The sequence below is a fragment of the Siphonobacter curvatus genome, from assembly GCF_002943425.1.
In the GTDB taxonomy this organism is placed as follows: Bacteria; Bacteroidota; Bacteroidia; order Cytophagales; family Spirosomataceae; genus Siphonobacter; species Siphonobacter curvatus.
The window spans coordinates 449,440-473,248 of sequence record NZ_PTRA01000001.1 but is presented as its reverse complement, the minus strand read 5'-3'; the positions used below and the strand labels follow the sequence as shown (position 1 = coordinate 473,248).

Annotated in this window: 22 protein-coding genes; 7 read left to right on the top strand and 15 right to left on the bottom strand. The window is 47.9% G+C overall.

The features are described 5' to 3' along the window. Positions 1–82 precede the first annotated feature (82 nt). On the bottom strand, positions 83–1,162 hold the full coding sequence (locus C5O19_RS01945) for an LptF/LptG family permease (protein ID WP_104709677.1): 1,080 nt from the start codon (positions 1,160–1,162) through the stop codon (positions 83–85). A 153-nt stretch (positions 1,163–1,315) separates the two neighbouring features. Continuing rightward, on the bottom strand, positions 1,316–1,978 hold the full coding sequence (locus tag C5O19_RS01940) for a metal-dependent transcriptional regulator (RefSeq protein WP_104709676.1): 663 nt from the start codon (positions 1,976–1,978) through the stop codon (positions 1,316–1,318). A gap of 206 nt (positions 1,979–2,184) precedes the next feature. Between C5O19_RS01940 and C5O19_RS01935 the strand changes: the two genes are divergently transcribed. Next, entirely contained in the window at positions 2,185–3,516 is a 1,332-nt protein-coding gene (locus tag C5O19_RS01935) for an Nramp family divalent metal transporter (protein ID WP_104709675.1), read from the top strand. Between the two features lie 3 nt (positions 3,517–3,519). On the opposite strand, the gene C5O19_RS01930 is transcribed toward C5O19_RS01935, so the two are convergent. Together C5O19_RS01930 and kduI are read right to left on the bottom strand one after the other, a co-directional pair. Next, positions 3,520–4,767 carry a metal-dependent hydrolase family protein gene (locus C5O19_RS01930; RefSeq protein WP_104709674.1) on the bottom strand — a complete coding sequence of 416 codons (1,248 nt, stop codon included), beginning with the start codon at positions 4,765–4,767 and terminating at the stop codon, positions 3,520–3,522. Between the two features lie 136 nt (positions 4,768–4,903). Then, entirely contained in the window at positions 4,904–5,734 is an 831-nt protein-coding gene (gene kduI, locus C5O19_RS01925) for a 5-dehydro-4-deoxy-D-glucuronate isomerase (protein WP_102201309.1), read from the bottom strand. Between the two features lie 278 nt (positions 5,735–6,012). Here kduI and C5O19_RS01920 point away from each other — a divergent pair, with 278 nt between their 5' ends. Continuing rightward, entirely contained in the window at positions 6,013–7,794 is a 1,782-nt protein-coding gene (locus tag C5O19_RS01920; RefSeq protein WP_104709673.1) for an ABC transporter ATP-binding protein, read from the top strand. Here C5O19_RS01920 and C5O19_RS01915 read toward each other — a convergent pair. From C5O19_RS01915 to C5O19_RS01885, 7 genes are all read right to left on the bottom strand, one after another. After that, positions 7,791–8,423, bottom strand: a complete 633-nt coding sequence (locus tag C5O19_RS01915) for a LysE family translocator (protein WP_104709672.1) — start codon at positions 8,421–8,423, stop codon at positions 7,791–7,793. The genes C5O19_RS01920 and C5O19_RS01915 overlap by 4 nt on opposite strands. Before the next feature lie 80 nt (positions 8,424–8,503). Beyond that, on the bottom strand, positions 8,504–9,088 hold the full coding sequence (locus C5O19_RS01910; RefSeq protein ID WP_262509723.1) for a LysE family translocator: 585 nt from the start codon (positions 9,086–9,088) through the stop codon (positions 8,504–8,506). A gap of 122 nt (positions 9,089–9,210) precedes the next feature. Then, positions 9,211–9,879, bottom strand: a complete 669-nt coding sequence (locus C5O19_RS01905; RefSeq protein WP_104709670.1) for a bifunctional 4-hydroxy-2-oxoglutarate aldolase/2-dehydro-3-deoxy-phosphogluconate aldolase — start codon at positions 9,877–9,879, stop codon at positions 9,211–9,213. A gap of 182 nt (positions 9,880–10,061) precedes the next feature. Beyond that, positions 10,062–11,069 carry a sugar kinase gene (locus C5O19_RS01900; RefSeq protein ID WP_104709669.1) on the bottom strand — a complete coding sequence of 336 codons (1,008 nt, stop codon included), beginning with the start codon at positions 11,067–11,069 and terminating at the stop codon, positions 10,062–10,064. 266 nt (positions 11,070–11,335) lie between these two features. After that, on the bottom strand, positions 11,336–12,307 hold the full coding sequence (locus tag C5O19_RS01895) for an aldo/keto reductase (RefSeq protein WP_104709668.1): 972 nt from the start codon (positions 12,305–12,307) through the stop codon (positions 11,336–11,338). Positions 12,308–12,415: 108 nt separating this feature from the next. Continuing rightward, entirely contained in the window at positions 12,416–13,708 is a 1,293-nt protein-coding gene (locus C5O19_RS01890; RefSeq protein ID WP_104709667.1) for a DNA polymerase Y family protein, read from the bottom strand. A gap of 245 nt (positions 13,709–13,953) precedes the next feature. Then, entirely contained in the window at positions 13,954–14,874 is a 921-nt protein-coding gene (locus tag C5O19_RS01885; protein ID WP_104709666.1) for a hydroxypyruvate isomerase family protein, read from the bottom strand. Positions 14,875–15,514: 640 nt separating this feature from the next. Here C5O19_RS01885 and C5O19_RS01880 point away from each other — a divergent pair. Then, positions 15,515–16,294, top strand: coding sequence for a murein L,D-transpeptidase catalytic domain family protein (locus tag C5O19_RS01880; protein ID WP_104709665.1), 780 nt, complete (start codon positions 15,515–15,517; stop codon positions 16,292–16,294). Here C5O19_RS01880 and C5O19_RS01875 read toward each other — a convergent pair. From C5O19_RS01875 to C5O19_RS01860, 4 genes are all read right to left on the bottom strand, one after another. Continuing rightward, entirely contained in the window at positions 16,243–17,448 is a 1,206-nt protein-coding gene (locus C5O19_RS01875; protein WP_104709664.1) for a L,D-transpeptidase family protein, read from the bottom strand. The genes C5O19_RS01880 and C5O19_RS01875 overlap by 52 nt on opposite strands. 152 nt (positions 17,449–17,600) lie before the next feature. Further along, positions 17,601–18,566 carry a helix-turn-helix transcriptional regulator gene (locus C5O19_RS01870; RefSeq protein WP_104709663.1) on the bottom strand — a complete coding sequence of 322 codons (966 nt, stop codon included), beginning with the start codon at positions 18,564–18,566 and terminating at the stop codon, positions 17,601–17,603. 101 nt (positions 18,567–18,667) lie between these two features. Next, complete coding sequence (locus C5O19_RS01865) at positions 18,668–19,204, bottom strand: DUF1697 domain-containing protein (protein WP_104709662.1); 537 nt, start codon at positions 19,202–19,204, stop codon at positions 18,668–18,670. Next, positions 19,204–19,509: a putative quinol monooxygenase gene (locus C5O19_RS01860; RefSeq protein WP_104709661.1), complete on the bottom strand. Its 306-nt coding sequence runs from the start codon at positions 19,507–19,509 to the stop codon at positions 19,204–19,206. The genes C5O19_RS01865 and C5O19_RS01860 overlap by 1 nt, the downstream gene beginning before the upstream one ends. Positions 19,510–19,819: 310 nt before the next feature. Here C5O19_RS01860 and C5O19_RS26215 point away from each other — a divergent pair, with 310 nt between their 5' ends. The 4 genes from C5O19_RS26215 (at position 19,820) to C5O19_RS01845 (ending at position 23,740) form a co-directional block, all read left to right on the top strand. Beyond that, the gene (locus C5O19_RS26215; RefSeq protein WP_243406304.1) at positions 19,820–20,602 is read left to right on the top strand and encodes an MFS transporter; all 783 of its coding nucleotides are present in this window, start codon (positions 19,820–19,822) and stop codon (positions 20,600–20,602) included. Next, on the top strand, positions 20,584–21,105 hold the full coding sequence (locus C5O19_RS26210) for an MFS transporter (protein ID WP_243406303.1): 522 nt from the start codon (positions 20,584–20,586) through the stop codon (positions 21,103–21,105). Before C5O19_RS26215 ends, C5O19_RS26210 begins: the two co-directional genes overlap by 19 nt. A gap of 126 nt (positions 21,106–21,231) precedes the next feature. Next, a complete protein-coding gene (locus tag C5O19_RS01850; protein WP_104709660.1) occupies positions 21,232–22,578 on the top strand; it encodes a M24 family metallopeptidase in 1,347 nt (448 codons plus the stop codon). Positions 22,579–22,648: 70 nt separating this feature from the next. After that, positions 22,649–23,740, top strand: coding sequence for a mechanosensitive ion channel family protein (locus C5O19_RS01845; RefSeq protein ID WP_104709659.1), 1,092 nt, complete (start codon positions 22,649–22,651; stop codon positions 23,738–23,740). Positions 23,741–23,809 lie beyond the last annotated feature (69 nt).

The window sequence follows — 23,809 nt, the reverse complement described above, 5'->3', positions numbered from 1 at the left end:
CGGGCCGAGTTATGGGGGCGGAAACAGGCATGAATGATGTATACCGTAAAGATAAGGGGCTTCTTACGGTGTCGATACTTTTTTAACGCGGTACAGTGCGATACAGAACCAGTCCAACTACTGAGAACACAATATTGGGTAACCACACGGCCAGGAAGGGATCAAAGGCCCCTTTTTTGGCAATACCGCTACTCATCATGAAAAACAGAATGTAAATAAAGGCTAGTCCAAAACCCAGGGCGATCTGGAAACCTACCCCACCCCGCGATTTCCGGGCGGAAACAATGACGCCAATAGCCGTCAGAATAACAATGGCAAAGGGGCTAGCCAATCGCTGGTATTTTTCGATCAGGTATAGTTCGACTCCTTCCGCTCCCCGGCTCTGGAGCTTCTGAATATGCTCATTGAGTTCGGTTAGCGTAAAGGTTTTCTCCAGATCCTGCGTGCTTCCAAAATCTTTGGGTTCCAGGGCCAATGTCGTATCAATCAGCTTTCCGTACGTAAGCTGTTCGCCCGTTTCGGTGATGGTACGGATGCTGTAATCCACCGCCGACCACTTGTTAATCTCTGGCTTCCAGACGATGTACGAAGCCGCTAGTTTCTGTACCAGCTTATTATTTTCAAACTTTTCCAGTGTAAACTTATCGCCCTGCTGGGTGCTGTTGTTGTAGCTCGCCAAGTACGCGTACACGTTCGGACCGACCTGGATGTGTACATCGCGTTTGTCGTAATAATACGTTCCTCCCTGCACGTACTTCTGCTCGAAGGCCAGCCGCTTTTTATCAGCTGTCGGAATGACATAGGCCACCAGATAGAAAATCACCCCCGCGATGAGCGAGGCCGCCAGCAGGTACGGTCGCATGAAGCGAAGAAAACTGACGCCCGTACTAAAAATGGCAATAATCTCGGTTTTAGCCGCCAGGTTGGCCGTAAAGAAAACGACCGTAATGAAGACCATCAGCGGACTTACGTAGTTGGCCCAGAAAATGGCTAAATTGACGTAATACACCAACAACAGATCGTGCGTGGAGGGCTTATTACGAATGAAGTTTTCGACCTTTTCGGTGTAGTCGATCACCAGAATAATCAATGTCACCAGCGAAACGACAAAAACGTAGGTCGTCAGAAATCGCTTGAATATATACCAGTCGAGTATTTTCACGGCTCCGGGGTCACGGTTCGGGGAATTCTGTACGCGAAACTAAAACTACTTTCGCAAAGCCCCTTCTTAAAAAATGCAAATAACGTAGGCTAAAAAAACGGACGACCCTACGCTAATGAGCAGCAACAGAAATTTCAGTGAACAGGTTCTGGCTTAGCCTTTCGTCTGCACCAGAATATTACGGGCCACCTCATAGCTCACGAAAGAAGGATGAGCTTCGTTAACCTGGATCGTCATCGAACGGTCAAACTCGTTGACTTCCAGCACCTGCACCAAACTTCCGGGTATGAGCCCTGATTTACTCAGAAACTGCAAAAACGGAGCCGTATGCTCCGATACGCCCATCATGATAACTTCCTGATGAACAGGCACTTCGGCTAATTTCTCATATTCAGCGGAAGGCATTCGGCCCGAAGCCGTCGGGATGGGATCGCCGTGCGGATCGGACTCTGGAAAATCCAGAAAGGCATCCAGGCGATTGATGAGTTCTTCCGAAGCGATGTGCTCCAGTTCTTCGGCAATTGGATGTACCTCATCCCAGCGAAAACCCAGCTTTTCCACCATAAAAACCTCCCACAATCGGTGCCGTCGAATCACTTTCAGGGCTTCTTGCTGACCTTCTTCCGTAAGCCGAACGCCCTGATACTTTTTATAATGGATCAGATTTTTTTCTGCCAGTTTCCGTAACATATCCGTCACTGACGCCGCTTTCGTCTGCGTTTGCTCCGCCAGGGCGTTCGTACTCACCTCTTCATAGCCGGGCCCTGAGAGATGGTAGATCAGTTTCAGATAGTTTTCTTCCGTTAATGAAGCCATTCGCAAATTCAGTTGGCTACAAAGGTACTTTTGAGGAAGTCAAAAATAAAAATTTAGGGCACCCTAAAAAAATGTTTTGATTTTTCGAAACCATCTTTACATTTGCTTCGTTTAACCTTGGATTGCAGCATATTAGATTTCTGCTCCGTTGAAAATGGATACACCAAACTTCGGGTAGCAGGACCATAACTCGCATTATATTTGGTATGAATTCGCCTTTATCTACGTCAGGTTCCAAAGCTTCTCCTTTTCTGGATCACTCGCTGCCGGAAGCACACGCCTCCGTACGCATTCCGGAAGGAGCCAGTAACTGGCGTAAATTTCTGGCATTTGCCGGACCAGGACTCATGGTGGCCGTAGGCTACATGGACCCGGGCAACTGGGCCACGGATATTGAAGGGGGGTCCCGTTTTGGGTATACCCTACTTTCGGTCATTCTGATTTCGAACCTGTTCGCGATGATATTACAACACCTGGCTTTAAAGCTAGGCATTGCTACGGGTCGTGACCTGGCTCAGGCCTGCCGCGATCAGTTTTCTCGTCCGGTCGGCTTAACCTTGTGGGTATTGGCGGAAATTGCCATTGCTGCGACCGACGTTGCGGAAGTACTGGGATCAGCCATTGCTCTTAATCTACTCTTTGGGTTACCGCTCACCGTGGGCGTAGTCATTACGATTCTCGACGTACTGGTGATCCTGTACTTTCAGAACCGGGGTTTTCGGGCCCTGGAAAGCATCGTAGGTGGGCTTATTTTCGTTATCCTCTGCTGTTTCATTTATCAGATGGTTGCGTCCCATCCGAGTTTGCCAGCCATTGTCCAGAATCTGATTCCCCGACCCGAAATTGTCATGGATCGGCACAAATTGTACGTGGCCATCGGCATTCTGGGAGCTACCGTGATGCCGCACAATCTGTACCTGCACAGTAGCATCGTCCAGACGCGAGGCTTCACGCGTGACGAAAGAGGTCGCCGGGAAGCCGTGAAGTTTGCTACGCTTGATTCTACCCTGTCTCTGTTTCTGGCTTTTTTCATCAACGCGTCTATCCTGATTGTGGCGGCGGCGGCTTTTCACAGTACGGGCAATCAAAGCGTCGCTGATATTACCGATGCTCATCGTTTACTCGACCCCGTTCTGGGCGTAAAACTGGCCGGTATTTCCTTTGCCGTAGCCCTGCTGGCAGCGGGTCAAAACTCGACGGTGACGGGTACACTGGCCGGGCAGATCGTGATGGAAGGCTTTCTGAATTTACGTCTGAAACCCTGGATTCGCCGACTCCTTACCCGATCCATCGCCATCATTCCGGCGTTTGTCGCTACGCTTTTGTACGGCGAAAAAGGCACGTCTGAACTGTTGGTGTTCAGTCAGGTGGTACTGTCTATCCAGTTGAGTTTTGCGGTAGTGCCGCTGGTCTGGTTTACCTCCAGAAAGGATTTGATGGGCTCCTTCGTGAATGCCCGGTGGCTGAGTATTACCAGCTGGATCATTGCGGCGATTATCTTCGTACTGAACTTGTATTTGATTATTGCCAGCTTTTAAGGGCTATCGCTTGTACAATTTCCCATCTTTCATGACCAGCTTCACCTTTCGTAGGTGCGTAATCTTCTGGGTAGGATCCCCTTCAACGGCAATCAAATCCGCGAATTTTCCGGTTTTTACTTCGCCTAACTTCGGCTGCCCAAACACTTGGGCGGGTACCGAAGTAGCGGATCGAAGAACGTCGAGCGGTTTCATTCCATATTCTTGCATGAGTTCCATTTCACGTACATTGTCGCCGTGCGTGAATACTCCCACATCTCCACCCATCACAATCGTCACACCAGATTCGAGAGCTGCTTTAAAGCTTTTTCGTTTCTGTACTATTCGCTCAGGTTCGGAATCCTGTCCTTTTTTCCAGCCCCGGTACTGACTGATAGCATCACTAGCGGCTAAGGTGGGGCAATACGCAACGCCTTTGCTTTTCATCAATCGAAATAACTCAAGCGTCCCGACGTCTCCGTGTTCGATGGTTTTGCAACCGCCCAGAATCGCTCGTCGTATGCCTTCTTCGGTAGACGCGTGAGCAATGACTGAACGTCCCGACGAGGCCGCTACTTTCACCATTAACTCGATTTCCTCCTGGAGAAAGGTTGGCTTAGCCTCACCCATGAGTCCCCAGCGGTAATCCGCGTAAATTTTTACAACATCAATACCGCGGCCAATTTGTCCGCGTACGGCCTGAATGAGTCGATCCTGTCCATCTGCTTCTTCGGCTCCCTGCGGTACGTTAGTGCGGGTGTTGTAGCCTTTGGGTCCATAACTACCCGTAGCGATCAGGGCCCGGCCTACCGTAATCATGCGAGGGCCGGGAATGATACCTTTCTCGATGGTTTGTTTTAGCCCAACGTCATCAAAATCAGCTCCTTCGGTACCCAAATCCCGTACGGTCGTAAAACCCGCCAGTAACGTTTTTTCGGCGTGTACAACGGCCCGGGCGGCCCGTTCCATTGGCGATTCCCGTAATACCTGATCGTCCCAGGAAGTCTCGTTATACGGATGCAGAAACAGATGCGAATGGCCTTCGATCAATCCCGGCAGTAAGGTTTGATTTTTCAGTACGATAACCTCGGCTCCGGCGGGCGGCTGCAAGTTGGGTCCTACGGCAATAATCTGATTGCCGGTTACCAGTACCTGCCAGCCCGTATGCACGTCCGTTCCGTCAAATACGCGGTCTGGAATGAGTACGAACGACGATTGGGCCTGACTCAGCGACGTAGTCAGGAAGAGAAGAGCGAGTAATTTTCTAAACATGGTGGAAGTAACGAGCGGTGGTACGAATGTTCGAAAATAATTGAATCGCTTCGTATTTCCCGTTACATACCTAAAAGCCCGAATCCAGAATGAATCCGGTTTCGGGCTTTTGTACTGCTATAAATCAAAGATTAACTTACTTCAGATTCTTCAAATCCACCAGATCCATATCGGTGTACGTATAGTTTTCTCCGGCCATTGCCCAGATGAAAGAATAGTTCGACGTACCCGCTCCCGAGTGAATGGACCACGGCGGCGATAAGATCGCCTGATAGTTGTTCACCAGCAAGTGCCGGGTCTGTTGGGGTTCCCCCATAAAGTGGAAAACCCGCTGATTTTCGGGAACGTCAAAATAGAAATACGCTTCCATCCGACGATCGTGTACGTGAGCCGGAATGGTATTCCAGATGCTACCTGTACTAAGAATCGTAAGGCCCATAACCAGCTGGCAGGACTCCAGACCTTCCGCGTGAATGTATTTGTAAATCGTCCGTTCATTGGCCGTTTCTTTCGAACCAGCGTTGACGGGCGAAGCTCCTTCTTTCGTCAGTTTGGCATTGGGGCAAATCCGGTGAGCGGGTGTTGAAGCCAGGTAAAATACCGCAGGCTGAGCCGGATCAGCACTGGCAAAGGTTACATTCATTGTGCCTTTACCCAGGTACAACGCTTCGTATTTGCTAAGCTCGTAGCGTTCTTCGTTGGCCGAAACGATGCCCGGGCCACCAACGTTGATGATACCCAGTTCGCGGCGTTCGAGGAAGTAGTTGGCACGTAATTCGTCGTAGGTAGGTAGTGAAATTTCCTGACTAACGGGTTTCACGCCTCCCACAATAAAACGGTCATAGTGCGAATACGTAAACTGGATTTGATCGTCGGCAATGACGTTCTCTACCAGGAATTGTTCCCGCAAACGGTCGGTATCATAATGCCGAACGTCATCAGGGTGGTGTGCATAGCGAGTCTGCATGAGTAGAATAATAATGGCTTCAGAATATGAAATAGACGAGAATCAAGCATTCGTACCCTTCAATTCCCAAAGAAGCGAACCAATCCTGACTATCTTTGTTTTCAGTTTAGGTTTCAGCGTTTAGGGTTTAGAGTTTCAGCGTGCCTAGCACATCGCTTGTGTTCATTATGCAGATAATCAATGATTAAAGGATTGATTCTTTCGTTTTTTAATCATTAGCGAAACTTTTGACCCAAAACCCAAAACCCAAAACTCACAACTCATTAACAAGATATCCATTGAAATCCCTCGCTTATCTCAATAAATACCTCTGGAAGTACAAGGGTACCCTGTTTTTGGGGACATTGTTTACCATTATTTCCAACCTTTTTGGGATTATTCCCGCCCAGATTGTCCGGCATTCGCTGGACCTGGTAAAGGAAACACTGGATTTGTACTTCCTCTTCGATGGCACCAAGGTACAGGCCAATATCTACCAGGATTTCTCGTATAACATTCTCATTTACGGTCTGCTCATTCTGGCGATGGCCTTACTGAAAGGAGTATTCCTTTTTCTGGTTCGGCAAACGCTCATTGTTATGTCCCGCCTGATTGAGTATGATCTGAAGAATGAGATTTATAATCACTACCAAACCCTCCCCCTGAGTTTTTACCGTCGGCACAACACGGGTGATCTGATGGCCCGTATCTCCGAGGACGTCTCAAAAGTACGGATGTACGTAGGCCCCAGTATTATGTACGGACTCAACCTGATTACGCTGTTCATCATGGTAATCAGCTACATGGTATCCGTTAGTCCGCACCTAACTTTTTATGTGCTGTTGCCCTTACCAATACTTTCGATCAGTATCTTCTTCGTGTCGAGCGTTATGAACAAACGTTCGGAAGAAATTCAGCGGAATCTGTCTCAGCTTTCCACCAATGCCCAGGAAGCCTTTTCCGGCATCCGGGTACTGAAAGCGTATGTACAGGAAACGTTCTCCACCCGGCAGTTTGAAAAGCAATCCGAAAGCTACCGTAATAAATCCCTGAGTCTGACAAAAGTAGACTCCATGTTTACCCCACTGATTTTTGTTTTGGTGGGCTTATCGAACATTCTTTGCGTATACGTGGGGGGGCAGGAAGTGATTGCGGGCCGATTGACGCCTGGTAACATTGCCGAGTTTCTGATTTACGTGAACATGCTGACCTGGCCCGTAACGGCTCTGGGCTGGACGACCTCGCAAATCCAGCGGGCAGCGGCTTCGCAGGAACGGATCAATGAGTTTCTGAATCAGAAAACGGACCTGATTTCTACGGAAAATCTGGAGAAAGAAATTGCGGGTGATGTGGAGTTTAAACACGTCACGTTCATTTACCCGGATTCGGGGATTGTGGCTTTGAAAAATTTCAACCTCCGCATCAAGGCGGGAGAAACTGTAGCAATCCTGGGCGGTACGGGTTCGGGTAAGAGTACGCTGGCCAGTTTACTCACGCGGATGTACGACGCTTCTTCGGGAGATATTCTGATTGACCAAACACCGATTCAATCGTATCAGATTCCGGCCTTACGTCGTCAGATGGGTTACGTACCGCAGGATGTCTTTTTGTTCTCGGATACAATTTCCAACAACGTTCGCTTTGGCTTGCCGGATCTTTCGCAGGAAAAAGTAGTTCAGGCGGTTCGGGATGCGGACTTGTACGCGAACATCGTAGACTTCCCCGAAGGATTCGACACCAAAATTGGTGAACGCGGGATTACGCTTTCCGGTGGACAGAAACAACGCCTCAGTATCGCCCGAGCCGTTGCTCGTGAACCTAAAATTTTGATTCTGGATGACTGCTTATCGGCGGTGGATACCCAAACGGAAGCGACGATTCTCAATAACTTAAAAGGCATCATGGCGAACCGCACCTCGGTCATTATCAGTCACCGGGTTTCTTCGGCTAAACTGGCCGATCAAATTGTACTGCTTGATGACGGTGCCATTGTGGAACAGGGTACGCACGAAGAATTGATGAAGCGAAATGGAGCGTATCGGGAACTTTACGAGAAACAGCTACAAGGTGAAGAGGCTTAAGCGAACGCCTGTACGGCCTGCCATACGCCCAATAAGATGAAGCCCCAACCCGTCAGTAACCGGATGGTTTGGGGCTGAATTTTATCCAGAATTCGCTCTCGATTTACCGAAGTTAGTTTGGCATACAGGTAGTTCATCGCAAATGAACCTCCCGTAGCTCCGATAATGAAAAACAGCTCGTGTCCAAACGAGTCCAGCGATAAGCCCGGCTTGCTATTGAACCATACCGTAGTGACCAGCCAAAAGGGTACCAACTGCGGATTGCACAAGTTCAACACCATGGCTTTCGTAAAAGCCGATCGATTGGCGGGCGATGCACTTTCCTGCTGCTCTACGTCAGGAGTTGACTTCTTTTGCAAGGTCAGAAATCCGATGATCAGCAGTATGGGAATAACCGACCATTGAAACCAGATCAGTACATCGGGTACCTGCTGCAACCAGCGAAAGCTGTAAATGGCCAGTGCACTGCCCAGTATCTCAGGTAAAGATGCTCCTACGGCAGCCCATATGCCTACCCGCAGGTTTTTTTGCATGACTACCTGCACAATACTAAGCTTGACCGGGCCTGGGTAAATCGAACCCAGACAACCGATGATAAAGGTTACTGTAAAAATCCATAAAATTTTCATGATGGTCTGGGCTGAGAGGTGGGTATTCTCGCAACCCTAGGTAGGTCTATTTGTCAAAAAGGTATTCCAGACCACCTTCCTTAATTCCACCAGTATAGGAAAGTCTGCCAAAGGCCTACGGCAATAAACAGTAGACCGATGATTCGTTCCATCCACTCAATCTTAATGTGTTTGAGCAGTTGGTTTTCGTAGCGTAAGGCCAATTTTGCGTAACTGAATTGCAAGGCGAAAGCCCCTAAACTGGCTCCCATGACAAAGCCTAACTCATGCCAGCCGGATTGTACTTTGAGCCAGTAGTAAGCCTGGTAGTTGAGTAGAATGGCAAACCAGTACAAAGGCAGTTGTCCATTCAAAAAAGACAGAAATAAGCCCTTGGCAAAGGCCCAGCGGGGTGTACCAGATTGGGGAAGCTCTTGCTGAGTATTGGGTTTTCGTAGTAACGCAGCGATGCCTAGAAGAAACAAAACTGGAATGACCAGTAATTGAAGTGATTTAAGCCAACTGGGGTAACGCTCAACAAATTGCACGCCCTGCAAAGCCAAGTACCCGTACGGAATTTCAACCACTGCTCCACCCAAACCTATCCACAAAGCAGCGTAGAAATTTTTCCTCAATACGGCTTGTATAACCGATAGGTTTACCGGCCCTGGATGGACCGATCCCAAAAAGCTGATGGCAAAAGTTACGAGAAAAATACAGGCTGTTTTCAAGGGAAAATCAAATCAGCCCCAAAAATAAAAAGATCGCCAGCAACCAGCGATCTTCAGGTACAAGTAGTTCAGTAAGTTTATGCCTTCAGGGATTTCGCTACGCGAACGGCTTCCGTAATTTTATCGGCAATAGCCTGCCATTCATTCGCTTCTACCAGTGATTTGGGGAAAAGCTGTGAACCAATTCCGACACCGCGTGCCCCTGCATCGAACCAGCTTTTTAGGCTAGCTTCGGTGGGTTCTACGCCGCCCGTTACCACAATATCCGTCCAGGGCATAGGGCCTTTGATGGCTTTCACAAAATCGGGTGAGGACGCTTGGCCGGGAAATAACTTGACAATTTCCGCTCCCCACTCTTCGGCTTTGGAGATTTCTGAAAGGGTAAAGCAACCCGGCATCCAGGCAATTTTCCGGCGGTTACAGGTAATAGCCACATCCTGATGTAATACCGGAGCTACTACAAAATCCGCCCCTAGCTGAATGAACAGCGTAGCCGAAGCCGCATCCACAATGGTACCCGCTCCTACAACTAGATCAGGGAAGTTTTTCTTACCAAATTTCCGCAGTTCGGAGTACGTTTCATGAGCGTAATCACCACGGTTCGTGAATTCACAAATCCGAATTCCCCCTTCGTAGCAGGCCGTCAGTATTTTCTTCGCTACTTCTAAATCATTATGGTGGAAAATCGGCATAATCGGATTTTCCAGTAAGGTTTGATAAACCTGCAAACGAGTGAAACTTGCCATGTAGAGTTTTGAGTTTGGTGTTTAGGGTTTAGCGTTCGATATGCTCCAAACCTTTCGCCCTTTCTACTACCTCAGTTATCCTAATTACTTTTAATGCTGTCAGCGTTTCAGCTAAGGCAGAATTTTGACTGATCCATTGTGATATCTAACCCAAAACTCTAAACCCTAAACGCTAACTGTACCTATCGACTCAGCCGTCCGCTCGTATCGCCGCTCATGACGGTTTCGATTTCGGCTACGGAGGCCAGATTGAAATCGCCTTCGATGCTGTGTTTTAATGCGGAAGCCGCCGTCGCAAAATCGATGGATTTCTGATCGGAAAAGCCTTGAATTTGCCCGTAAATGAACCCCGCCAGGAAAGCATCTCCCCCACCGATCCGGTCCACCATCGGTACCATCTCGTGCGTCATGGTCTGTACGAGGTCTTCGCCATTCCAGCAACGTCCCTGCAGGGTGTTGTGCGAAGCCGAAAGGGAGCCCCGTTTGGTATTGATGATCTTTTTGACGCGGGGAAACTTCTCCTGAATCTGCCGGCAAACGGCAATAAAGCCTTTTTCCTGCGTTTTGGGCGTAATGTCAAATAACTCCTCCGCGTCGCCTTTTCCACAAACAATTACATCGCAACCGGCCGTTAGCTCCGTCATGACTTCAGCCGCGGTAGAGCCCCATTTCCAGAGGTTTTTCCGGGAATTGACATCTGCCGAAACCGTAATCCCCATCCGATTCGCTACGGCAATGGCATCGCGACAGGCCTGAGCAGCTCCTTCGGAAATCGCCGGGGCAATACCCGTAAAGTGAAACCACTGAGCATCCGCCAGGATACGCTCCCAATCGAGTTCCTTCGGGTCAAGCTGAGCAAAGGCTGAATTCGTACGATCGTAAATGATACGGCTGGCCCGCATCATGGCTCCGGTTTCCAGGAAATAAGTACCAATACGATCTCCGCCGTATACAATATCCTGCGTTTCCACGCCATACCGACGGTAGGCCGCCGCAGCGGCGTATCCCCAATCGTTATCGGGAAACCGGGTTACGTGACTGGCGGGAATGCCGAGGTACGCCAGAGCGGCTGCCACGTTGGCTTCTCCACCACCGAAATTCACATTTAGACTTGTAGTCTGAACAAAACGGGCGAAGCCCGGCGTACTGAGCCGGAGCATAACCTCGCCAAAAGTGACAACTTTTTTCATGTAGGGTAGCAATCCTTGGGACAGGTACTGAAAGAATTTAGTAGGAGCCTAACTCTGCTTTCGACCCAAACGGATACTAAATCCTTTTCTGATATAGACAAAAGACGTTAGGAAGGGATAGATACCCCGACTTACCGGGAGAATCGAGTAATAGATTTATGAAGATTCCATTCCCCAGATTCATTTCGTCGGGTAAATACAACGGACCAGACCCAATGGTACTTACCCGACGAACAATACACTTCCCCAATAAACAGCGTATTAGGCTATTGACTCCACTCCGTAGGCGTACGGTCCCAGCGGTGATTTTTGAGTTCGTCCAGTAATTCCGTAGAAAGGCCTTTGCCATCGGCAGTAGCCATATTAGCTTCGACATTACGGATTTTTCGCATCCCCGGAATGATCGTTCCAACGTCGGGATTGCTCAAGATAAAGCGTAAAGCCATTTCGGGCAGGTTCATTCCTTCCGGGATCAACGGTTTCAATGCTTCGGCGTGATCGACGCTGGCATTCAGGTTTTCGGGAACGAAGTAGGTCGAACGCCAGTCGTCTGCCGGGAACGTAGTATCCTTGGTCAGATTACCCGTTAGGGTGCCTTCATCGAAAGGTACCCGAGCGATTACAGCGACGTCAAGTTCCTTACAAAGCGGAAACAGGTTATCTTCCGGAGCCTGATCGAAAATGTTATAAATCACCTGTACCGATGAAATCAATCCCGTACGCAGGGTTTGCAGTACGTTATCCGGCTCCCAACGATTCACCGAAATGCCCCAATGAGCCACTTTCCCCTCTTTTGTCAGTTTTTCAACGACTTCTTTCCAGTCATCCTGATCAGCCCAGGCGTCTTCCCAGACGTGAAACTGTTGCAGGTCAATCTGTTCAACCTTCAGGTTTTTCAGACTTTTTTCGGTGTATTCAATGATGTGTTCGGCCGGAAAGCATTCACTCAGCGTATAGTCCGGTTTGGAAGGCCACTTGAAGTTTTTGGGTGGAATTTTCGTAGCTGCGTACAATCGTTTTTCGGGGTTTCGTTTCAACAACTCCCCTAAAATTTCTTCGCTTTTACCTGCTCCGTATCCCCAGGCGGTATCGAAAAAGTTGCAGCCTAATTCTACCGAGCGATCCAGCGAGCGATTCACTTCTTCAATATCGGAACCCGTCCAGCCCGCGAGCCCCCACATGCCGTAACCCATCTCGGAAACCTTCCAGTCGGTACGGCCAAATCTGCGGTAATTCATAGTTACAAAGAGGTTATGATCAACGTATAGTGATCCGTAAGTTTTTTCAAAGGTATACAGGTTTACGGGTAAAAACTGCGTTAGCTACGTTTTCAACGCGTCAATCTTTCACTCGCTCATCCAGTCGGGTGTGATTCTACCGTAGAGGTCTTTTACGGAACCAAAACCAATGACATCCTGCAGGGGTGGGTTCTCGGAAACTTCAGCTCCCCGCATGACTTTTCGGGACCCGTGTTTATCGCGAAGTTCGTAGTATACTTTCCGGAGTTTATCCTTTCGCACGTTGTCTTCAAACAACTGATACTGCACCAACTGATCGGGAATAAACTGATGTACGCCAATTCCGAGGGCTACCAATCCGGAATTGAACAGCGATTCGGAGGAGTGATTCCACTGGGCCTTGGTTTGAGCCCGTTTCAGTACTAGATTAAATAAAGCTACACCATCCTGCACGGGCGTTTGAAATTGCATATCATCCTGATAGGTTCGGCCTTCCTCGTATTTAGCCCAGAAATGGGCCGTTTTACAGAAGACGCTTTGCTGTACCGTCCGACGCTCCAAGGTCTGGCAAAGCATAAACAGAATCTGCTGCAAGATCTCAGGCGACCGCCGCTGGCTGCGTGAGAGCTGCCGCATAGCCTGCATGCTCTTGTAAGCAGAAGTGTACTCGGTATCGACTTCGTAGAAATTAAGTCGCAGATGCCAGTGCCAGCCTACAATACTGCGACAGGCCGCCCGCAAAAACTCCGGATCCGCGTAGCGAAGCTGGAGGGGCGTTTCAATCCCGGCCTTTTGTAGACGTTGGGCCATGCCGTGACCGATACCGGGCAAATCCGTCAGTTCAAGCTGACTGAGAATTAAATCAATGTTACCAGGAGAAATAACCGTTAGTCCATTCGGCTTGATTAAATCCGAACCCAGTTTGGCCAGAAATGCATTAGGGGCAATGCCAATCGAACACTGTAGATAATCGCCTACTTCCTGATGAATGGCTTTTTTAATGGCCCGGGCTACGGGTTCGAGATCGTGGTAGATAAGTCGATGATTACTTAAAATGACGATGGCTTCGTCGATACTCCGGGGGATAACCTGATCCGAAAACCGGCGTAGTATCTGCATAATCTTCGTGTGGTAGTCACGGTACTTGTCCGGCGTAGTCGTGAGTGGCACTAGTTCCGGACACAGGCGTACGGCTTCATTCAATCGCATCCCTAACTTAATCCCACGTTTTTTTGCCTCGATGGAGGGAGCAATGACACAGCCGTATTCACCCGTATACACGCATACCGCCACAGGTCGTCCCCGCAGGTAGAAATTGTCCTGCTGTTCACAACTGGCAAAAAAACTGTTCATATCCACGAACAGTACGGCCGCTCCAGGAGGTATACTGAATTCGTTCATAGACTCAAATTCAGTATTTTATAATTAAAAAAACAAATGTTTTGGACAAATTTTAAAGCCAAAATAAAGCTTTTAAAAATCTATTGAATAAAAAATATATACATTTTATATACTTTGTCTGGTTTTATTATACAGATTTATGGATTTTGACAACTCTCTCGTTCATAGAGTCAGAAATAGCTAAGCCGATTTCAACAAAAAAGGTCGCCCGAATGAGCGACCTTTTTCTTCACTGAAACTTAATTTTATACCGTAAAATTATCGGCCCATTTATAGGCTTCAATCAGCTTCTTCTCGCCTTCCGCTCCCCCTACCGAAATGCCGTGTTCCATACCGAAAATGAAATCCCGATTGGTTGCTTTCATTTTTTTGTAGATGTGCTTGAAGATATTCTGGTAATTGATTTCACCGGAGCCGGGTTCGTTGCGGCCGGGGTTGTCGCCCATCTGGAAGTATCCGATTTCATTCCAGGCCCAGTCGATGTGCGGAATAATATGCCCTTCGTTTTTCTGCATGTGGTAAATGTCAAACAAAATTTTGCAGGAAGGACTATTGACAGCCCGGCAGATTTCGTACGTCTGGTCGGAAGTTCTCAGATACAGATCGGGTGTATCGCTCAAGGGCTCCAGTACCATAATCAATCCGTGCGGTTCGAGCATTTCGGCGCCCCGACGTAAGGCATCGATCACGTTACCCGTCTGGATACCCATAGGAAGATTACGCTGAAAATCGCCCGGTACTACTGTCGTGTATTTCGTACGGCAACGCTTGGCTACTTCAATGGCATTCTGACAACCCTTTAGGAAAATATCCAGGTGTTCTTTCTTGCCCGCAGCCAGGGTGTTGGCTCCATTGCCCCCTTTGTGCAGGACAAACACGCCCATTTCCATACCTAGCTTATTGAGCAAATCCCCCATTTTGGTTTGCTCTTCGGCCGGGCGGCCCGTCATACCGTTGTCCTCCAAAGCCCTGAAGCCCTGGTCGGCCATAAACTCAATCTGTTTGTATAGGTCTTTGCCCCCTAGGTTATCAAACATCCCTAAGTGCGGAGCGTACCTGAGCTTAAACGTATTTTTGGGGGGAGCAGCAGTTACCCGCGATAAACCGCCTAAAGCCGCCACTCCGGCGGCGGCAGATAAATTCTTAACGAACGTTCGACGTAGCATGTCTTGTAGTTAGAGGCATTGATTACTCGCAAAAAAACGAAACCCTGACCGCAACTAAAACATTCGGGTGACTTTTCGGAAAAGAATTTGTGGGTTAAGCTGTGGATTTCGAGCTCTTACTATCTATCAAGCAGCTAAGCGATTTATTGAAGAATCGTTCGTTGAAGCTATTCTGTATGCTAAACTGGCTCTTTTCGATGAACCTATCCAGCGTAAACAACAGTTAATCACTGCCTATTTTTCAAAGAAAGAACCACTATTTACAAGTTTTTGAGTGCTCAGTTATTCTTTCAGCAACGCTTTTCCGTAGATATAGGCTCTAATTCATTGGTTTAGATTTAGTCATATCCCTGATCAAAACAATCCATGCATGGTTTGACTACAAGTGTAATAGAGGGCTTATTAAACCTCTGCTTTACACTTGTATCCAACTAAGTATGCCAATTTTCTGGGCAATCTTTTGAAGTACCAATGACAAGCCTTTACAGGAAAGTACTTATTTTTGACACTGCGGTTTTAAGGAAGAGATGTATTCTATGGAACTAAAGAGACGTTTTGACCGTTTTTTAATAATGCTATAAATGATTATCCACCTTCGCCATTGATGCAAAAGTAGTTTCACCAACCAAACGAACACTCAATGAACAAGTCCCTAACGTTAGTGGCCGTGACGGCCCTAGTACTTGCGTTATCCTTTGGATTTATCAACCCATTTTCTTCCTTTACTACTGAGAAAAAAGCTCCCATTGTAGCTACCAAGACGATTGCTCCTGAACAGGAATGGGTTAGTCTGTATGAATCGCTAAAATTAGATTCTTTGGGTTTATCCTCTGAAGCATTCCATTACGCCTGGTACGGTTTTCAGCAAATGAAACTCGAACAGCCCGTGATCGCCATTGCTGATTTTAGCCAGTCTTCCCGTAACAAACGGTTATACGTAATCGATTTGCTAAAAAAGGAACTCATTTATAATACCTACGTGGCTCATGGTATGAATTCGGGTCAGGAATTCGCTCAGCGGTTTTCTAACAACGATTCCTCACACCAATCTAGTCTGGGTTTTTACCGGACTTTGGGCACGTATCAGGGCAAACATGGCCTTTCGCTTAAACTGGAAGGCCTGGAAAAAGGTATCAACGATCACGTTTACAGCCGGGCTATTGTGATGCACGGAGCTGATTACGTAAGCGAGTCTTTTATTAAGCAAACGGGCCGGTTGGGCCGTAGCCAGGGTTGCCCAGCCGTTTCGTACGCTGATCATAAAATTTTGATCAACTTATTGAAAGGCGGAGCAGGCTTGTTTTTGTACTCAAATAATGAGAGTTACCTAAAACAATCTCACCTGCTGGCAGGCATTGGTCAAACGGATCATCGAGCGGAAATTGCTTCTGATTTATCCCATCCGTACACGTCATTGTAATACACTAGCTGACCTTTATCATTAATATCCGCTCCCAGGTACAGTAAGAAGACGGGTACTTTAGGTGATAAAGAATAGTACGTTGGAGGCAACGCTTCTGATCCAGTTTCATCCAGCGAATCGCTTTCTAATAATTGTTTTCCAGCCATAAAATTGGCTAAATCCGTTGGTCGTTGCACCCGAACGCAACCATGACTCCGCCAGCGTTGCTCTTTGGCAAACAGGTAGCGGGCATTGGTATCGTGCAGGTAAATGGCCAGCGGATTTTTCAGTTCTACCTTCAGTAATCCCAGCGAATTATCCGCACCGGTATCCTGACGAAGCCGATAGGGAAATCGATCTACGGACAAGGCTTGCCAATCAACCGACTCTGGATCTACGGTATTTCCTTTTTTGTCGATGACTTCAATGTTGTTGTTTTCCAAAAACGCTACATTGTTCTGGATCTTAGGCAACATCTCTTTAACGGCAATACTTCGGGGCACATTCCAGTACGGGTGCGTAATAACTTGTGTGGCGTAGGTATCCATAGGTGGCGTAGCTTTATCTTTCTTACCCGCTACGACCCGCATCTGCAAGGCTTCTTTACCCGACGAATCCATACCAACTAAATACGCTCCACGGATATTTACTAGTACTAATCGGGTAGCATCTTTAGCTTGACGATGTACCCAGCGATACGCATTCATGGATTCTGCCACCAACTGGGCACTGTCGAGCTTATTATCCTCCGTCATTAATCGCGTATACTCTTTTTTCAACTGTTGGTACGCTGGATAACTTGGTTCCAATGACTTTAAAGCGTCTTCTACGGCTACTCCCTGAACAATACTCCAACCTGCCGTCCGAACGGCGGCGGAATCAATGGGCTGTACCTGTTCGATGTATTTAATGTACTTAGGTTTATGACCAAACCCGATCTCTGCCAGTAAACTGAACGTGGAGCTCTCGGGCGAGTCAAAGGCATCGGTTTTAATCCCGTTCTGGCGGGCGTATTGCAGAATATGATCGTGTACTTCTTGATCGCTTAACTCTTGATTCAGAGCTTCGTCAGTACGCTCTGAAGCCTGTTCGTATTTTTTCTTACAGGAAACTAAATTCAGTATCAGCGTACATAAGATCAAGGATAGGCTAATTCGCGACAGTCGTTTCATGGCTCTCATAACAATGTTCATGATAGGGTATGAAATAGTTATGCTAGCTCAAATTCGGACATTACTCATTGATAATCAGCAATTCTTCATTCAGTCGAACACCGATTTACGTAGATATTTTTCCCCAATTGTCTAACTTGCACTAGATTTCTTTATGAATCAATCGACACCGGATACAGCTGCTGATATAGCTGGAACACACGGTTTCGAAGTTCTTCCTGCAAAGAAACTGGGCTAACAATCCGGGCTTTTTCGGCAAACAATAAAAACCAGCGGACGAACATATCGGGCCAGGCCGAAACGAAGGTCATTTCAATCCATTCCCCCCGGTCCATTTGTTCAACGAAGCCGTACACGAATTTTTGTCGGTCAATGTATTTCAGTACTTCCCGATCAACTTCAATCACAATGGTATGCAACTTTTGCTGGGCGGTAATTTTATTGAGGTAGTCTTTTAGTACTGGATGCTCGGTACTGAAAGGTAATGCAGTGGGCTGTACGGAAACGAGGCGATCGACGCGGAAATCGCGGTAATCATTCCGCAAGCGACAGAATGCGATGACATGCCAATGCTCGTAGGCGAAGAAGATACCAATGGGTTCGATGATGCGTTGCGTCGGTACTTCCGTACCAAAAGCCTGGTACTGCACTTGCAAACAACGTTGATCGGTAATGCTCTTCAGAATGGGATTTAAAAAGGCATTATCTGTCTCTTGTAGAAAGGAAGGAGAGGTGTGGCGGATTTCAATGTGCTGCTCCATGTGTTCGAGCAGTGATTTTTCGGTACTCTTTAGTACCGCCCGCACCTTGTACATAGCCGATCGGTAACTTTCGCGAATGGATTGATCCGTCAGTTTTTCGACCAGCTTTTCAGCGGTCAGGAAGGCCATGGCTTCCTCTTTAGTAAATATGACCGGCGGCAGACGGTATCCATCCATGATGGAATAGCCCACACCCGCTTCGCCTAGGATAGGTACTCCCGCTTCGCACAAGGTACTGATGTCGCGGTAAACGGTCCGGAGGCTGATCCCAAAACGTTCGGCAATGTCCTGGGCTTTTACAATGCGGCGGGATTGCAATTGAATTAGAATGGCCGTTACACGATCGATACGGTTCATGGCAACAAAGGGGCTTGGCTGAAAAAAAAAGGATTGATTCGATGAACCAATCCTTTACTCAAAGATACTATCCTCCGCTGAATCCCGATAGAAGAGGTGATTTATTCCTGCATGAGCCGAACGAGTTCGTTTATCGTCCGCCAGTTGCGGGTGGTCGCGGTTACTTTCAGTTTCGTTTCAAAAAACGTATTCGATAGCTTCGTATTTCCGTAGCCTTTGGGACAGCTCAGATAAACTTCCTGAGCTAAAAGCTGGAACCATTCCGGCTGTAGATCAAGCTTCTGTAATGCTTCAATCCGAGCTGGATCAGGTTGCTTAGCCAGGAAGGTTACGTACCAGGACTGCGACTCTTCTGGATTGGGAAAAGGCTTTTTAGCAATCACCTCCTGTAGTTCATCCAGCGTACGTACGAGTACCGATACTTGAAAGCCATACTTCTCCAAAATCTTCTGCTGAATCTCTTCGACCAGAATCTCGCGATTGGTTTGATTTGTTTCGAAGATGACATTTCCGCTTTGGATGTACGTTTGCACTCGGCTCAGCGGTAATTCTTCGTACAGGGCTTTCAATTCCTTCATGGGAATCTTCTTCTGTCCGCTTACATTAATTCCTCTAAGTAACGATACAAAAAGAGCCATTAGGCGTGCGGCATTTTAGCAGCCAGTACGTTCACCTGCTCAATAACCGGTGGACTCGCCAGTAGTTCAGCCGCGTTAGCGATCAGGGCCTCGGCGATTTCACCCGATAAGTGAGCCTGACGACCTTTTTCGTGCGGGAACGTATCAAAAATCCCGAAGGTTGATGGACTGATTTGAATAGCGTACCAACTGATCGTTTCCGTTTCTTCCTCCGCTAAATGTAAAGCCGCCTGAATAAAATCAGCGACTTCCTGCTCTTTTCCGGGTTTTGCTTCCAGGCGAACTAATAAAGCAACATTTACCATAATAAATTGACGATAGCGTTAAAATCAATGATAGTGAGTAACACAAATAACTTAAATAATTAGCAGTTTTTTATAGACTCTTTGAATTTATAAGTCTATACGTTACAGAAAATTGCTTAGGAAATGACTGCTTCATTTCGTGCTTTTCTTTTTAATAGTACCTATGCAATTTTGCAGACGGCTGCGTCTGTTGGTTCTTTATAAAAATACCGTACTTTCAGCACCGAGTTTGTCCCATTTTCATTTTTATATCTGCCTGAATCCGCGTATTTTACAGCCAGTCGACTCGTTTACTAACCGCTTCGCTCTCTTGACTTCCATTTCTAAACGTAGGCTTAAGGCCATCTTTGGCGGTTCCGTTGGTAATCTAGTGGAATGGTACGACTGGTATACTTACTCAGCTTTTGCCCTGTACTTTTCATCGGCCTTTTTTCCTTTGGGTGATCCTACCGCCCAACTACTGAATACGGCAGGGATTTTTGCCATTGGCTTTCTGATGCGGCCCATTGGGGGCTGGCTCTTTGGTACCCTGGCTGATCGTCTGGGGCGTAAACGTTCCATGACGCTCTCGGTCTTATTGATGTCCTTGGGTTCACTCCTCATTGCCGTCACTCCCACCTACCGGCAGATCGGACTGCTGGCTCCGGCCCTGCTGGTACTGGCCCGCTTGCTGCAGGGGCTTAGCGTGGGCGGCGAATATGGGGTATCAGCCACCTATTTGAGCGAAATGGCTACGGCCCATCGACGGGGCTTTTATTCGAGTTTCCAGTACGTGACGCTCATTGGTGGTCAGTTGATGGCATTGGGTATTCAGTTGATCTTACAAAAGCTTTTGCTTACGGAAGAACAAATTCACGCCTGGGGCTGGCGTATTCCTTTTGTGATTGGAGCCCTGCTTTCAGTGATTGCTCTGTACCTACGGCAACATCTGGATGAAACCCGAGCCTTTGAAGAGGCTTCCCAACAACGAAAAAAGGGGAGCGTAGGAGAATTGCTCCGACATCCGAAGGCCGTCCTGACCGTCGTTGGACTCACGTCAGGGGTACGCTGGCTTTTTACACCTACACCACGTACATGCAAAAGTTTCTGGTGAATACGGTACACTTGAGCAAAAGTGAATCGACGCTCATTTCTTTTCTCTCTTTATTGATTTTTGCATTGCTTCAACCACTCTTTGGCCTGTTGTCTGATTACATAGGTCGTCGTCCACTTCTGCTGGGTTTTGGTATACTGGGTACGCTCGGCACGGTACCCCTGCTTACGGCTCTGAGTCACGCATCGGGGCAATGGCAAGCCTTTATACTCTTATTAGTAGCTTTGCTCATTGTGAGTGGCTATACGAGCATCAACGCAGTCGTTAAAGCGGAGCTGTTTCCCGCGGAAATCCGGGCTCTGGGGGTGGGCCTGCCTTACGCATTGGCGGTTGCCCTTTTCGGCGGAACGGCTGAATACATAGCCTTGCTCTTCAAAAACCTGGGACACGAATCGTACTTCTACTGGTATGTTACCGGAGCCATTTTTACTTCCTTACTGGTGTATGTATTCATGAAAGATACCAAATACACGTCTAAATTGAACGCCGAAACGGATGGCTAGAATTATTTGATTCATGTTGAGTGCGTAACCATTCCAGAGTAAAATAACGTATAGATTCCATTCTTCGTCTTTTAAGCGTAAGCGGCAACTAGGATTGCCGTAGTAGTTCACCTTTCCCATCAAACCATGCCGAAACGCTATCTGCTCAGCCTTTTTCTAGTATTCACCCTATGTTCTGTTCATTCACAAACGGTCATTCTCAACGAACGGGCTCGTGCGGCTACGATTGATGATGTACTGGAAGATCGTCTGGAAAACCTGTTACCGCGTTTGATGCGTCGGGAAGGTATTGATCTCTGGGTATTAATCTCGCGGGAATACAACGAAGACCCGGTCATGCGAACCATGCTACCGAGTACCTGGCTTTCGGCCCGCCGCCGTACCATTATGGTTTTCTATGATCCGGGAGCGAACAAACCACTGGAAAAATTAGCCATTGCCCGCTATGACGTAGGTACGCTGCTGAAAGGGGAATGGGATCTGAGTGCCAATCCCGACCAGTGGGATGCGTTGGTGAAGGTGATTCAGCAAAAAAATCCGAAGAAAATCGGACTTAACTTTTCGCAGTACTTCGGCCATGCTGACGGTCTGACGTACACCGAACAGGGCGAGTTCATGAAAAAGTTACCCAAAGCATTTCATGACCGTATTCAGTCGGCCGACCGGCTGGCCATCAGCTGGCTCGAAACCCGTACCGAAAAGGAAATGGTGCTGTACCCGATGATTTGTCGGCTTTCGCACGAGCTGATTGCAGAAGCGTTTTCGGAAAAAGTAATTCAGCCGGGCGTGACGACCACCGACGATGTGGTCTGGTACCTGCGGCAACGCGTAACGGATCTGGGGCTGGACACCTGGTTTCATCCCACCGTAGATATTCAGCGAGCCGATGATCAACGCTTCGATCACCTGCGAACGTTTTCCAAACGTCCCGGTACCCAGGTCATCTTGCCGGGCGATCTGTTGCACGTTGATTTTGGGATTACCTACCTACGTCTCAATACGGATCAGCAGCAACACGCCTACGTACTAAAGCCGGGGGAAACCGAAGTCCCGGAGTTTCTGAAAAAGGCTTTTCGTCAGGGCAATCGGCTGCAGGATATTTTAACGCAACGTTTTAAAGCCGGGAAAACCGGTAATGGAATGCTCGAAGAAGCCCTCAAACAGGCTGAAAGCGAGGGAATCATGGGTAGTATTTACTCGCACCCGATTGGGTTTCATGGCCATGCAGCCGGTCCCGCCATTGGGATGTGGGACAACCAGAAAAACGTAAAAGGTACGGGCGACTACCCGCTTTTTGAGCAGACGGGGTATTCCATTGAACTGAACGTAGCCGTACGCCTGGAAGAGTGGAATAAAACGGTTCGGATTATGCTCGAAGAAGACGGCTACTATGATGCTGGGGGGTTTCGGTACATCGACGGCCGACAAACGGAAATTTTCACCATTCCCCGCCGGGCTCCGCACTTGAAGTAAGTGGAGGGTTTCTAAAAAACACTCCACGCCTGAATTGTGTTACGTTGGCTAGTACTTTACTTGTTTTCCCATGAATGCCTTCCTGCAGAACTTATCACAATACATGCCGGATTATCTCTGGAATCTGTGCGTCATTGTCTTTTCGATCCTGATTGGCGTCATCCTGAAATACTTGGTCGTACCCGTCATCCGGAAGCTCACGGCCCGTGAACTGCCCTACTCCATTTTCCGCTCATCGATCCGGCATTTCAAGTCCATTCTGATTTTTCTGATTCCGTTACTCGTATTCAATACGCTCTTTCCACTCATGCACCTGGAACGAGCTTCCCGCGTAACGATCAACCGAATCCTTGAAATTTGCATTACCATTGCCTTCGCCGTTATTCTGATCAAGCTTGTTCGGGTACTGGAAGACTATCTATACCATTTCTTCGATTCCAATAAAATTGATAACCTCCGTGAACGGAAGCTGCGTACGCAGATTCAGTTCATCCGGAAATTCGTCATTTCGCTCATTATCATCTTATGCTCGGCAGCCGTACTGCTCAACTTTGAAAGCATGCGGAAGATCGGAGCTGGTTTGTTGACGGGCGTGGGGATTGGCGGTATCATCATTGGTTTTGCCGCCCAAAAGTCTCTGGGTAATCTGTTAGCTGGTTTTCAGATTGCGTTCACCCAACCCATCCGAATCGACGATGTAGTCATTGTGGAAGGCGAATGGGGAAAAGTAGAAGAAATTACCTTGACGTACGTCGTCGTCAACATCTGGGATAAACGCCGCCTGATTCTGCCCATTACGTATTTCATTGAAAAGCCTTTTCAGAACTGGACCCGTACTACCGCTGAAATTCTGGGCGTCGTGTTTATCTATACGGATTTCACCCTTCCCATCGAACCCGTTCGCCAAGAACTCAGTCGCTTATTACGCAGCAATTCGCTCTGGGATGGCAAGGTAGACGTATTGCAGGTAACAGACTTTACCGAACGCAGTATGCAGATTCGCTGTCTGATGAGCTGCCGTAACTCCGGCGATGCTTTTGATTTACGTTGTTACGTACGCGAACACCTGATTACGTTCATTCAGAACAACTACCCCGAGACGCTGGCCCGTACCCGGATTGTCCTGGAATCGCCGGACACCTCCAGCAGTAATCCCTTCTGATTCAATAGATAATAGGTCAGGCTGGAACGCTCCTTTTTGGATAGCAGGTCTGCACTTATCCTCTGACTT

Bases quoted from the DNA above. Each gene is read 5' to 3' on its own strand.
- C5O19_RS01940 (WP_104709676.1), bottom strand. From the start codon at position 1,978: ATGGCTTCATTAACGGAAGAAAACTATCTGAAACTGATCTACCATCTC.
- C5O19_RS01935 (WP_104709675.1), top strand. From the start codon at position 2,185: ATGAATTCGCCTTTATCTACGTCAGGTTCCAAAGCTTCTCCTTTTCTG.
- C5O19_RS01930 (WP_104709674.1), bottom strand. From the start codon at position 4,767: ATGTTTAGAAAATTACTCGCTCTTCTCTTCCTGACTACGTCGCTGAGT.
- kduI (WP_102201309.1), bottom strand. From the start codon at position 5,734: ATGCAGACTCGCTATGCACACCACCCTGATGACGTTCGGCATTATGAT.
- C5O19_RS01915 (WP_104709672.1), bottom strand. From the start codon at position 8,423: ATGAAAATTTTATGGATTTTTACAGTAACCTTTATCATCGGTTGTCTG.
- C5O19_RS01905 (WP_104709670.1), bottom strand. From the start codon at position 9,879: ATGGCAAGTTTCACTCGTTTGCAGGTTTATCAAACCTTACTGGAAAAT.
- C5O19_RS01900 (WP_104709669.1), bottom strand. From the start codon at position 11,069: ATGAAAAAAGTTGTCACTTTTGGCGAGGTTATGCTCCGGCTCAGTACG.
- C5O19_RS01895 (WP_104709668.1), bottom strand. From the start codon at position 12,307: ATGAATTACCGCAGATTTGGCCGTACCGACTGGAAGGTTTCCGAGATG.
- C5O19_RS01890 (WP_104709667.1), bottom strand. From the start codon at position 13,708: ATGAACGAATTCAGTATACCTCCTGGAGCGGCCGTACTGTTCGTGGAT.
- C5O19_RS01885 (WP_104709666.1), bottom strand. From the start codon at position 14,874: ATGCTACGTCGAACGTTCGTTAAGAATTTATCTGCCGCCGCCGGAGTG.
- C5O19_RS01880 (WP_104709665.1), top strand. From the start codon at position 15,515: ATGAACAAGTCCCTAACGTTAGTGGCCGTGACGGCCCTAGTACTTGCG.
- C5O19_RS01875 (WP_104709664.1), bottom strand. From the start codon at position 17,448: ATGAAACGACTGTCGCGAATTAGCCTATCCTTGATCTTATGTACGCTG.
- C5O19_RS01870 (WP_104709663.1), bottom strand. From the start codon at position 18,566: ATGAACCGTATCGATCGTGTAACGGCCATTCTAATTCAATTGCAATCC.
- C5O19_RS01865 (WP_104709662.1), bottom strand. From the start codon at position 19,204: ATGGCTCTTTTTGTATCGTTACTTAGAGGAATTAATGTAAGCGGACAG.
- C5O19_RS01860 (WP_104709661.1), bottom strand. From the start codon at position 19,509: ATGGTAAATGTTGCTTTATTAGTTCGCCTGGAAGCAAAACCCGGAAAA.
- C5O19_RS26210 (WP_243406303.1), top strand. From the start codon at position 20,584: ATGCAAAAGTTTCTGGTGAATACGGTACACTTGAGCAAAAGTGAATCG.
- C5O19_RS01850 (WP_104709660.1), top strand. From the start codon at position 21,232: ATGCCGAAACGCTATCTGCTCAGCCTTTTTCTAGTATTCACCCTATGT.
- C5O19_RS01845 (WP_104709659.1), top strand. From the start codon at position 22,649: ATGAATGCCTTCCTGCAGAACTTATCACAATACATGCCGGATTATCTC.